9 protein-coding genes and 2 pseudogenes are annotated in these 10,679 nt (G+C 70.0%); 4 read left to right on the top strand and 7 right to left on the bottom strand.

Going from position 1 to position 10,679, the window contains the following annotated elements:
* Nucleotides 1-654: 654 nt before the first annotated feature.
* The 4 genes and pseudogenes from Q1B24_RS21130 to Q1B24_RS21120 all read left to right on the top strand — a co-directional run.
* Nucleotides 655-1,108, top strand: a pseudogene (locus Q1B24_RS21130) (transposase); the annotation flags it as partial.
* Nucleotides 1,091-2,068: a potassium channel family protein gene (locus Q1B24_RS21125; protein WP_366916571.1), complete on the top strand. Its 978-nt coding sequence runs from the start codon at nucleotides 1,091-1,093 to the stop codon at nucleotides 2,066-2,068. The pseudogene Q1B24_RS21130 and the gene Q1B24_RS21125, both read left to right, overlap by 18 nt.
* Before the next feature lie 28 nt (nucleotides 2,069-2,096).
* Nucleotides 2,097-2,681, top strand: a pseudogene (locus Q1B24_RS21900) (cation:proton antiporter); the annotation flags it as partial.
* Between the two features lie 88 nt (nucleotides 2,682-2,769).
* Nucleotides 2,770-3,321 carry a cation:proton antiporter gene (locus Q1B24_RS21120; protein WP_299932660.1) on the top strand — a complete coding sequence of 184 codons (552 nt, stop codon included), beginning with the start codon at nucleotides 2,770-2,772 and terminating at the stop codon, nucleotides 3,319-3,321.
* Between the two features lie 43 nt (nucleotides 3,322-3,364).
* Here the strand turns inward: Q1B24_RS21120 and Q1B24_RS21115 are convergent, their stop codons facing one another.
* From Q1B24_RS21115 to Q1B24_RS21085, 7 genes are read right to left on the bottom strand one after another with little or no spacing between them, the layout of a single operon-like run.
* The gene (locus Q1B24_RS21115) at nucleotides 3,365-4,783 is read right to left on the bottom strand and encodes an NADH-quinone oxidoreductase subunit N (RefSeq protein WP_299932658.1); all 1,419 of its coding nucleotides are present in this window, start codon (nucleotides 4,781-4,783) and stop codon (nucleotides 3,365-3,367) included.
* A gap of 4 nt (nucleotides 4,784-4,787) precedes the next feature.
* Entirely contained in the window at nucleotides 4,788-6,278 is a 1,491-nt protein-coding gene (locus Q1B24_RS21110) for an NADH-quinone oxidoreductase subunit M (RefSeq protein WP_299932655.1), read from the bottom strand.
* Between the two features lie 2 nt (nucleotides 6,279-6,280).
* Nucleotides 6,281-8,212 (bottom strand): proton-conducting transporter membrane subunit, encoded by a 1,932-nt coding sequence (locus tag Q1B24_RS21105; protein ID WP_299932652.1) that lies wholly within the window; start codon nucleotides 8,210-8,212, stop codon nucleotides 6,281-6,283.
* 8 nt (nucleotides 8,213-8,220) lie between these two features.
* A complete protein-coding gene (locus Q1B24_RS21100) occupies nucleotides 8,221-8,523 on the bottom strand; it encodes an NADH-quinone oxidoreductase subunit K (RefSeq protein WP_299932649.1) in 303 nt (100 codons plus the stop codon).
* The gene (locus Q1B24_RS21095; protein WP_299932646.1) at nucleotides 8,520-9,083 is read right to left on the bottom strand and encodes an NADH-quinone oxidoreductase subunit J; all 564 of its coding nucleotides are present in this window, start codon (nucleotides 9,081-9,083) and stop codon (nucleotides 8,520-8,522) included. Before Q1B24_RS21095 ends, Q1B24_RS21100 begins: the two co-directional genes overlap by 4 nt.
* 2 nt (nucleotides 9,084-9,085) lie before the next feature.
* Nucleotides 9,086-10,048, bottom strand: coding sequence for an NADH-quinone oxidoreductase subunit H (locus Q1B24_RS21090; protein WP_299932644.1), 963 nt, complete (start codon nucleotides 10,046-10,048; stop codon nucleotides 9,086-9,088).
* A complete protein-coding gene (locus Q1B24_RS21085) occupies nucleotides 10,041-10,670 on the bottom strand; it encodes a hypothetical protein (protein WP_299932641.1) in 630 nt (209 codons plus the stop codon). Before Q1B24_RS21085 ends, Q1B24_RS21090 begins: the two co-directional genes overlap by 8 nt.
* Nucleotides 10,671-10,679: the final 9 nt, after the last annotated feature.

Genomic DNA, 10,679 nt, shown 5'->3' with positions numbered 1-10,679 from the left:
CACTACGCTCACCACCAGACCCCAGCAACAGCTGGAGTCTCAAACTAGAAAGTCTCCGGACATGCCGGGGCGGTTCACATCGTTGAATCTCAGGAGGTTTATGGGACCCAATCCGCGACATAAGGCGAATTGATTCAAAATGTTGAGTGGCCCCTGAACTGCGTTTCCGCAGGTCAGAGGCCACTTTCTTGTAGCGGGGGCAGGATTTGAACCTGCGACCTCTGGACCTCCAGCGCGTGTGCGTTCCGCCGCTGGCTCTTTTGACCTCACTTGCCGATGTGTGCTCTGACCTGCGCAGACGCGCACAACCCGGCGTGCCGACTCCAGATCCTCTTGACGGCTTCTGCTCGGATCAGACGACTTGCGCTGGCGTTTTCGGGACATAAGCGCGGCGTGACTCGAATCGCAGTCGGCCCGGAGGATGAGCCCCGATTCGTGCCTGTTCGTGCTAACTAAGATCGGCGGCATGCGGGATCTCCGAGCACCGGCCGGCACAAGCGGCGCGCGCGCTACGCGCTGGCCGCGGTGGCCGTAGTTGAGTCCACGGGCGTGGTGTACGAGGGGCCCGACCTGAGCGTGGCGTCCTGACACAGCGACGGCCACCGCGTGATCCTTCAGAAGGCCCGCGAAAGCACGACTGAAGGAGACATCACGATGACCGTCGACCCCAACTCTATTGACCTGCCCGCGTTCATGGCCGAGCACCTGCAGCGCGCCGAGCCCGACCTGCTCTGATCGATGCTGTCGACGTTCGTGCAGGCGTTCTTGCCGGCCGAGGCCGACGCGATCTGCGGCGCCCCGTATGGCGAACGCAGCCCGGAACGGACCAACTCCCGACGGCTACCGGACCCGCGACTTCGACACCCGCACCGGCACCGGCACCGGCACCGGCACGATGGAGGTCGCTATCCCCAAGCTGCGCGAGGGCTCGTACCTCCCGGACTGGCTCCTCGAGCGACGCCGGCGAGCCGAGCGGGCCCTGACCACCGTGGTCGCGGCCTGCTACCTGTTGGGTGTCTCGACGCGGCGGATGGAGAAGCTCGTCGAGACCCTCGGCATCACCCGACTGTCGAAGTCGCAAGTCAGCGTGATGGCCAAGGAGCTCGACGCGCACGTCGATGGCAGTGGGCAAACACCGAGGGCGTTGACGTCGGGTCCGAGGAGCGGCGTTGAGACTACAGTCGCCCGGATGGGATGGATGATCAGTGCGGCCGGCCTACTCGTTGTCTTGGTGGCGCTGTGGGACATCTTCCACACTCTGTGGCACCCGGGCGGATTCGGCCGGATCGCTCGGTGGGTGTTCCAGCTCGTGTGGTGGGCCACCAAGCACGTGTTGCCCAGCCACACCCGGCAGCTCGCCGGGCCGATTGGAATCCTCGGAACCGTGGCGTTGTGGACCGGTCTGGTGGTGATCGGCTGGACTCTGGTCTACCTGCCCCACATGTCGGACGGCTTCTACTTCGGGTCAGCACTCAGACCCGAGCAGTCTTCCGATGCCCTGACCGCCCTGTACCTGTCGTTGGTCACCGTGGCCACGCTCGGCTTCGGTGACGTCACCCCGGCCGACCCCGTCCTGCGCCTGCTGGCACCGTTCGAGGCGCTTCTCGGGTTCGTGCTCCTGACCGCCGCCATCTCCTGGATCCTGCAGGTCTACCCCGCCCTGGGCAGGCGGCGGTCGGTTGCGAAGCGGTTGAGCATTCTGAACTCAACGCATGCGTCGCACGTGGTGGCCGGCGGAGACTCATGCGTCGCCAGCCGCATGCTCGACGCCGTGACTGACGGCGTGATCCAAGCCGAGACGGACCTCCTGCAGTACGCCGAGTCCTACTACTTCATCGAGGAAGAGGAAGATCTGTCTCTGGCCGCGACCCTCTCCTATGCCTTGGAGATGGCGGAAGCCGGAAGGGGGTCGTCCTCGCGGGAAGTTCATCTCGCGGCCGGCATGCTCACGGCTGCCGTCGAGAGTCTCGCCTCGCGGTTGGACCGTACCTACCTCAACACCGGGGCGGCCGCACCGGAGGTGCTCGCGTCCTACGGCGCCGACCACGGATTCGAGCCCCACGCATGATGACGAGGACGCGGGGCACGGCGCTGCCATGACCCTCGACGTGCTGCTCATCGCGGCCGGCGCGCTCGGAGTGCTGGTGGCTGCGCTGTCTGCACGAATCAGGCGTCTGCCCGTATCCGAGCCGCTACTTGCGCTGGTGGTCGGCGTGCTCGTCGGGCCCGAGGTGCTCCGCGCTTTGCCTCTTCCACCGATCACCACCGAGCATGCGAGCGTTCACGACGCGACACGGATCCTGCTGGTGATCTCAGTGATGGGGGTCGCGCTGCGCTATCCGTTCGGTTCGGTCCGTGCACAGCTCCGGCCGGTCTCGATCCTGCTGTTGGTGGCCATGCCGGCCATGGCGTTGATCTCCACAGGTCTGGCCGCCGGGATCCTCGGGGTCACGCTGGCCGCTGCGCTGCTGCTCGGGACAGCGATCTGCCCTACCGACCCGGTCCTCGCCTCCAGCGTGGTCACCGGCGAGCCCGCAGAGGAGGACCTACCGGCCCGTGACCGACAGATCCTCTCGCTGGAGTCAGGCGCCAACGACGGTCTGGCCCTGCTGTTCGTACTGGCCGCGGTGGCGTTTGCTGGACCGATGACCGCTGGACAGGCAGCTGCGGACGCTCTCTGGCAGGTGCTGGGCGCGGTCGCTCTCGGTGGGGTCGCCGGCTGGCTCGGCGGTCGCGCACTGCGCGCACGGGGCGACAGCCCATGGTCCGATGCTGCTCTTCACCGTCTTGCTCGCTCTGCTCGTGCTGGGGGTGTCCGGGGTGCTCCATCTCGATGGTGTGCTCGCCGCGTTCGTCGCGGGGCTCGTCTTCAACTTGACCAGCACTGGCGCAGAGCGTACGGCGGAGGTCGAGATCGACGAGGCGGTCAATCGGTTCGCCGTCCTGCCGATGTTCGTGCTGCTTGGTGCCACCATTCCCTGGACCGTCTGGGGCGAGCTCGGGTGGGCGGCGATCGTGCTTGCGCTCGCGGTGCTCCTGCTTCGTCGACTCCCCGTGCTGCTTCTGCTCAAACGACCGCTGAACCTGGGCTGGCCGGATGCGCTGTACCTGGGGTGGTTCGGGCCGGTCGGTGTCTCGGCCGTGTTCTACCTGACGCTCGAGGCGGAGGAGCTCGGCCTCCCTGAAACCGTGATGGCCGCCGGAATCATGATCGTGGTCGTGAGCACCGTGGCCCATGGCGTGACCTCCTCGGCCGGCAGATTGCTCTACCGGCGCCTCACGGGCGAGACCACAACCCGGCGGTCGGCGTCCGGGGGTTGACCTCCCGATACGTGGGTGGGTGGGTCCCCACCTGGGATGCGGCTCAGACCGAGAAGACACTCCAGAGGGCGCCGGCTGCGATGCCGAGCGCGAGGCTGAGACCGGCGGTCACCACCGCCGTCGTCGCCGACCAGGTAGCAGCGACGAACGCCCCTGGCGGGGTTGGCGCGGGTGGCTCCACTCGGCCGTAGACGGGTGCGATCCACCGGAGGTAGTAGAAGAGGCTGATCACGGTGTTGACGAACACCAGCACGGCCAGCCAGGCAAGTCCGCCGTCCCAGGCGGCGGCGGTGGTGGTGAGCTTGCCGACGAAGACCACGGTCGGCGGGGTGCCCACGAGGCCGAGCAGCGCCACTACGAGGGATGCGCCCAGCCAAGGCCGGGCTCGGCCCATGCCGCGGTAGGAGTCGAGGTCGCGCCGGTCAGGGAAGGCGGTCGTCACCGCGAAAGCCGCGAGGTTCGTGACGGTGTAGCCGGCGAGGTAGAGCAGCAGGGAGGGCAGGGCGAGGTCGCTGCCCCCGGCGACGGCGACAGGTACGAGCAGGTAGCCGACCTGGCTGACCGTGGACCAGCCGAGCAGGCGCCGGGGGTCGCTCTGCCAGTAGGCGGCGAGGTTGCCAAGCGTCATGCTGGCGACCGCGAGGACGGCGACCAGCAGCGGCCAGGCGAGGGTGTCGGGGAGCATGGCGATGAGCCTGTAGGCGGCGACCATCGCGCCGATCTTGGGCACGGTGGTGAGGAAGGCCGCAACCGTTCCGCCCGCACCCTCGGCGGCATCGGGGACCCAGAAGTGCCCCGGGACACCGCCGGCCTTGAACATCAGACCACCCAGCACCGCCACGACGCCCGCCGCGACCACGCCCTGCGGCGCCTCAGCAAGTCGGTCGGTGAGCTCGGCGTACGACGTGGTCGCGGAGACTCCGTACAGCAGCGTGACCCCGAGCAGCAGGAGGATGCCGAACAGGGCACCCAGCAGGTAGGTCTTCATGGCCGCCTCGGCCCCGCGGGGGGTGCGAGCGATGCCGATCAGGCCGTAGAGCGGGATGCTCGCGAGCAGGAACCCGACCACTACGACGAGCAGGTCGTCGGCGCCGGCGAGGACGAGCGTGCCGGTGGTCGAGAACAGCAGCAGCGCGTAGGTCTCGCTCTCCCGTGGCGAGCCGGCGATCTCGTCGGAGGCCAGCGCGAGGACGATCAGCGTGCCGAGCGCGGCGACGATCCGCGCCACTCCGGTGGCGGTGTCGACGGCGAAGGTGCCCTCCATCGCCGCCTGGGCCGGGCCGGGGAGGTCCCACGCGGCCAGCGCGGCCGCTGCGACCAGCACGGCCGCGGCGATGACGCGGGTGACCCACTGGCGGGTCCGCGGGAGGAAGGACCCGCTCACCAGGACCGCGAGCCCGCCGAGGAACAGCACGATCTCCGGCAGGAGCAGGAGCGGCCGCATGGCCATGTCGGAGCCCACGGGCCTACCTTCCGACGAGCTCGACGACGACCTCGGCCGCGGGCTCGATCACGGCGAGCAGTGGCCGGGGGAACACTCCGATGAGCAGGGAGAGCACCAGCAGCGGGCCGACCGACCAGACCTCGGCGGCGCGCAGGTCGGTGAAGCCGACCGAGCGGCCGCGGGTCTCGCCGGTGAAGATCCGCTGCAGCGCGCGGAGGAAAAGCGCCGCGGTGAGGAGGATGCCCACGAGCGCGACGGCCGTGACGGGGGCGGCGGCGATGCTGCCGGTGAAGATCTGGAACTCCGCGATGAAGCCGGACAACCCGGGAAGGCCCAGGGAGGCGAAGGCGCCGACGGCGAAGAACGCGGCGAACCGGGGCGCGGGTCCGGCCAGGCCGCCGTAGGAGTCCATGTCGTAGGTCGCTGCCCGGTCTTGGAGAACCCCGGCGAGGAGGAACAGCGCACCGGTGATCAGGCCGTGGCTGACCATCTGCGTGACGGCACCGGTGACCGCGACGGACCGGGCCTGCGCGGTGTCGTCGGCGACGAGCCCCGCGGCGCCGACGGCGAGGACGATGTAGCCCATGTGGTTCACCGACGTGTAGGCGACCATCCGCTTGAAGTTCGTCTGGGCCAGGGCCACCAGGGCGCCGTACACGACAGAGAAGATGCCGACGACGATGATCACCCACGCCCAGTCCCGCCACGCCTCGGGCAGCATCGGCATCGCGATCCGCACGAAGCCGTAGGTGCCCATCTTCAGCAGCACGCCCGCCAGGACCGCCGAGCCGATCGCCGGCGCGTCCGTGTGGGCCGGCGGCAGCCAGGTGTGGAACGGCACGGTCGGGGTCTTCACCGCCAGCCCGATCAGGATCGCGGCCAGCACCAGCCCACCGGCCAGCGACGACCCGGCGAGCGGGGTCTGCTCGGCCAGCTCGACCATGTCGAAGGTGTGCGGGTCGGCGGCGATGTAGAGGCCGATGAACCCGACGAGCAGGGCCAGGGAGCCCAGGAACGTGTAGAGGAAGAACTTCATCGCCGACCGGGCGGCGTTGCCGTGCCCCCAGCCGGCGATCACGAAGTACATGCCGACGATCGAGAGGTCGAAGAAGACGAAGAAGAGGATCAGGTCGGCGGCGACGAACAGGCCCATGCTGACGCTCTGCAGGAAGAGGAACAGCGCCGCTTGGAGCCGCGGGCGGTCGGTCTCGCGCAGCGCGAAGATCGCGCAGGCGAGGAAGATCACCGCGGTCATCGCGATCAGCGGCAGGGACAACCCGTCGACGCCGAGGTGGTAGCTGCTGTTCACGCCTGGGATCCACTCGGCCTGCTCCTCGAAGGCGAGTCGTCCGGCCGTGGGCGTCTCGTAGCGCAGCCACGCCGCGACCACGAGGGCGAGGTCGGCGGCTGCGACGGCCACCCAGGTCCACCGTGCGGCCGCGTCGCCGAGCCGCGGAAGCGCGAGCAGGGCCAGAGCAGCAGCCAGGGGCAGGAAGACGATCAGACTGAGCACGTTCACCTCACCGTGACGAGGAGCAGGACGCCGATCGCGAGCACCGCGACGGCCTGGATGTAGTACTGGTGGAGCTGGCCGGTCTGCGGGCGACGTGCGAGCGTACCCAGACCGCGCAGCCAGCCGGCGACCGCCTCGACGGCCCCGTCGAACCAGCGGTCGTCGTCCCGTGCCGCACCTTCGGCGGCCCGCAACGACGCCCGGGACGTTGCCTCGACTGCACCGTCGAGCACCCGGTCGTCGAAGGTCGCTGCCCGACGCGCCAGATCGAGCGCGGCCGCGGCGGACCCGGCCACGCCACGGTCCAGGATGCGGTCGTCGAAGCGCGCCAGCGCCTCTGCCAGCGCAAGGGTCGGGCGTACGACGAGGGCCTGTGTGGCGCGCTCGAGGCCCAGCCAGGCCAGGGCCCAGCCCGGCTCCGGCACCGGCACCGGACGCCACCACACGAGCGCCAGCACCCCCAGTGCGATCACGACCGACGCGGCTATCTCCAGCGGCGTCGGGTGGAGCGGCTCCTCGCCGAGAGCGCGCGCGAGCGTGTCGCCGAACGGCGGCAGCGCCAGCACTCCGAGGACCACCGCGCCGAGCGCAAGCGCGACCAGCGGCGCCTGCTCCAGCAGGCCGACGTGGCGGGTGCCCGGCTCCTCCTCGTCGAGATGCGCCTCGACCTCGGCATGCTCCCGCTCGGGCAGCTGTCGCCACAGGATCACCAAGATCTTGCCGGCGTACGCCGCCGACAGCGCGGCCGCGGCGAGACCGACGGCGTAGAGCCACGGTGACTCCGCCAGCGCCGCGGCGAGGACCGCGTCCTTGGTCGCCCACAGCGCCAGCGGGGCGGCGCCCGCGAGGGACAGCGCACCGGCAGTGGCGGCCCAGCCGACCAGCCGCCACCGCCGAGCCACGCCGCGCAGGCCTGCGAGCTGCTTGGTGCCGAGCGCGGTGAGCCAGGCCCCGGCCGCGAGAAAGAGCAGCGCCTTGGTCGAGGCGTGTGCGACGAGGTGTGCCGCTCCCCCGCTCACCGAGGCCAGCCCGGCGCCCATCACCACGAACCCGAGCTGGGCGGAGGTGGAGGCGGCGAGCAGCTGTTTGAGGTCCTGCTGCGCCACGGCTACGGCGCCGAGCAGCAGCGCGGTGAGCGCGCCCACCCAGGCAGCGGCCGGTGCGGCCCAGCCCGTCGAGGCCAACAGGGGCTCGGTGCGCAGCAGCAGGTAGCCGCCCATGGCGACCATGGCGGCGGAGTGCAGCAGTGCGCTGACCGGGCTCGGACCCTCCATCGCCCGCGACAACCAGAACGAGAACGGCAGCTGGGCCGCCTTGCCGAGGGCTGCGACCAGGACACCCGCCGCGACCACGTGGCGCCACCCCTCGCTGCCCGCCGGCAGGTCGCCCAGTGCCAGGCCGGCTCCACCGGCGAGCGCTGCTCCGGCCGCGACATACAGCCCGACGTCCGCTGTACGCGTGGTCACGAACGCGGTCAGGCCCGCGGAGACCCGGTGGTCCTCGCGCCACCAGAACCCGATCAGCGCGAACGACGTCGCGCCCATCACCTCCCAGGCGAACAGCAGCGCGGGCAGCGTCTCAGCAGTGGCCGTCAGGAGAGCCGCAGAGGCGAAGAGCAGCATGAGCCCGTGGAACCGGGCCTGTGACTCCCGGATCTCGCCGGCCGAGAACACCAGCACGAGCAGGCTCACCACCGCAACCGTCGGTGCAACCAGTGCCGACAGGGCATCCACCCCGAGGGCGAGATCGCTGCCGGCCATGAACGGCACCGACACCCTCGGCCGTTCGAGGGCGACCACCACCGAGAGTGCGGCCGTGGTGACGGCCGTGGCCAGCGACACGGCAGCCGCCGCCCGCTCGAGGCGGGAGAGGGCGAGCCCGCCGCCCACCACGGCGGGTAGCAGCACGAGCAGCCAGAGAGCGGTCTCGGACATGGACCCGGTCACCGCGACAGGTCCGTGGCCATGTCGGTCATGTCGGCACCACGCTCACGATGCAGCAGCGTGGCGACCGCGAAGCCCATCGCCATCTCCACGGTCATCGCGGCGATGATCACCATGAGGAGGACCTGCCCGGTCGGGTCGGGCGCGAGGAACCACCAGAAGCCGGCAGCGGCGAGAACGACAGCGTTGATCATGAGTTCCAGGCCCATCATCACCATCACGACGACCTGCTGGGAGATCGCGCCGTACAGCCCGACGCTGAAGATCGCCGCGGCGATGAGCAGGGTCGCCTCCAGGGTCATCGGCCGACACCGCCCGGCTGAGGATCGTCTGCGGGGCGCTGCTTCAGGTCATCGCCGAACCGGTCGTAGCGGGTGCGGTGCGCGGCGAGCACGACGCCGGCCACGATCGTGGCGACCATGACCGGGCTGATCACGGCCATCACCAGCATCTTCGGGCCCATCAGGGCCTCGCCCAGCGCCATGGTGACGTCCGCCGGTGGACTGCCGCGGCGGGTGGGCCAGTCGACCATCAGGATGCCCGCCGCCAGCACGAGGAACGTGGCCACGGCGGCAGCGATAGCGGCCTTGTTGCTGTGCACCATGCTCATCGGCATCAGCGCGGGGTTCATCCCCATGAACATGACCATGTAGACGGCCATGATCGCCATCTCCATGACCATCATCAGGATCGTCACCACGCCGACGTAGTTCTGCTGCAGGAAGAGCACCTGCAGCCCAACCGCGACGAAGGACAGGGCGAGGGCGTACGTCGCTCGAGCCATCGAGTCGACGTAGAAGACCGCGGCGCCGCCGACCACCGCGACGAGCCCGACCCCCCAGAAGGCGATGTCACTGAGCACGTTCACGACCTCCAGACGGCAACGACGGCGACGACCAGGTCCTGCAGCAGCACGGCCGGGAGCAGCAGCATCCAGCCCACCTCCATGAACTTGTCGGGCCGGAAGGCCGGCAGCCGCCGCCGCAGCCAGACCAGGACCGCGAGCAGGGCAACGGTCTTCACCAGCACCCAGGCCCATCCCGGCAGCAGCGGACCGGCGCCGCCGCCGAGGAACATCGGGACCGCGAACGCCGCGCCGGCGGCCAGCAGCGCGTATCGCCCCGCCTCGAACACCAGCCGGTCCACGCCCGACAGTTCCGCCCGTGCGCCACCGGCGACGTCCGTCCCGATCGCCGGAGCGAACGGCCCCCACACGGAGAAGGCCGCGACCCCGAGCAGGTAGACGAGGAACGCCACCGGCATCCAGACCGCGAACCAGAGGCCCTCCTGGGCCGCCGCGACCGCGCCCACGTTCAGGCTCTCCGCGACGATCGCCGGAGCGACCAGGGCAAACATCAGCGGAAGCTCGTAACCCAGGCCGTGCGCGAGGAACCGGTATCCGCCGACCAGCGAGTGTGCCGAGTTCGCACCCCACCCGGTCAGCCAGACCAGCGCCCAGACCATCACGTCCATGGCGTTGAACCACATGACGCCCACGTCGAGGTCGAAGATTGTCCATTCCCCCAGCGGGACGACGGTCACCATCAGGGCTGCCGTGACCAGCAACCCGGCACCCCCGATGCGCCACAGCAGGCGGTCGGCTTCCACGGTGGTACGACGTCGCTGCCGCATCAGCCGGGCCGCTTCACCGAACGGCCGGACCAGCCCGCCCACTGTCCCTGGCCCGCCCCCCGCACGCGCGGCGAGGGCACCATCCAGCATCGCAGCCGCCACGACCAACACACCGAGGATGGCCAACGCGGCGATTGCCCAGCCGGGTGCCACGGTGGTGATCGGCGCGTCCGTCATCGGCATCGGGTCAGCCATGGGACACCTCGTGCTCCGCCTGTCCGGCGAGCAGCTCGTGGATGTCGAGGCTGGCGAGGACCAGACGTGCCGTCGCGAGATCCAGACCCGTCAGCAGATGTGCCAGGTGGTCGGTCGAGAGTGTCCGGTCGGCGTCGTTTGGCCGAGTGCCGGTGCCGCGGGCGGCGGTCGCGGCAACACCGGCGACCGCCCGGTCCAGCATGCCCATCAGCCGCTCATAGGTGTCACCGACCGCGTCGGCCGGCAACCCCCGGGCGTGGGCGTCCTCGTCGCTCAGCCGCCTGACGCCTCGCAGCGACCAGCGCAACGTCCTCGAACGACGGACCCTCCGGCGCAGACGCTCGACTTCCGACCCCGCCGCTCCGTCCCCGGGCTCCAGGGCGGTGTCGCGGATCCTTCGGGCCTCCGCCGCAGCGTCGTCCCACCCCGCCAACGCCAGCAGCGAGGCGATGTTGTCGATGCCGCGGGCCGGCCCGACAACTTCGTCATCCTGGCGGGCACGCCCGTCGACGAGCTCGGCCTGTGCCTTGACAATGACATCGCCCTGAAGCGAGCAGCGCAACACCAGACCGGCCGGCCAGTGCGGCAGCACAGGCCCGAGACGCACCTGCAAGACGTCCATCTCGAGGCC

It is taken from the genome of uncultured Nocardioides sp. (genome assembly GCF_947488025.1).
In the GTDB taxonomy this organism is placed as follows: domain Bacteria; phylum Actinomycetota; class Actinomycetes; order Propionibacteriales; family Nocardioidaceae; genus Nocardioides.
Note: the sequence above shows the minus strand (reverse complement) of the source record. Positions and strands in the feature narration are given on the sequence as shown.

Coding starts and splice junctions, on each gene's coding strand:
- Q1B24_RS21125 (WP_366916571.1), top strand. CDS start 1,091: ATGGCCAAGGAGCTCGACGCGCACGTCGATGGCAGTGGGCAAACACCG.
- Q1B24_RS21120 (WP_299932660.1), top strand. CDS start 2,770: ATGCTGCTCTTCACCGTCTTGCTCGCTCTGCTCGTGCTGGGGGTGTCC.
- Q1B24_RS21105 (WP_299932652.1), bottom strand. CDS start 8,212: ATGTCCGAGACCGCTCTCTGGCTGCTCGTGCTGCTACCCGCCGTGGTG.
- Q1B24_RS21100 (WP_299932649.1), bottom strand. CDS start 8,523: ATGACCCTGGAGGCGACCCTGCTCATCGCCGCGGCGATCTTCAGCGTC.
- Q1B24_RS21090 (WP_299932644.1), bottom strand. CDS start 10,048: ATGGCTGACCCGATGCCGATGACGGACGCGCCGATCACCACCGTGGCA.
- Q1B24_RS21085 (WP_299932641.1), bottom strand. CDS start 10,670: ATGGACGTCTTGCAGGTGCGTCTCGGGCCTGTGCTGCCGCACTGGCCG.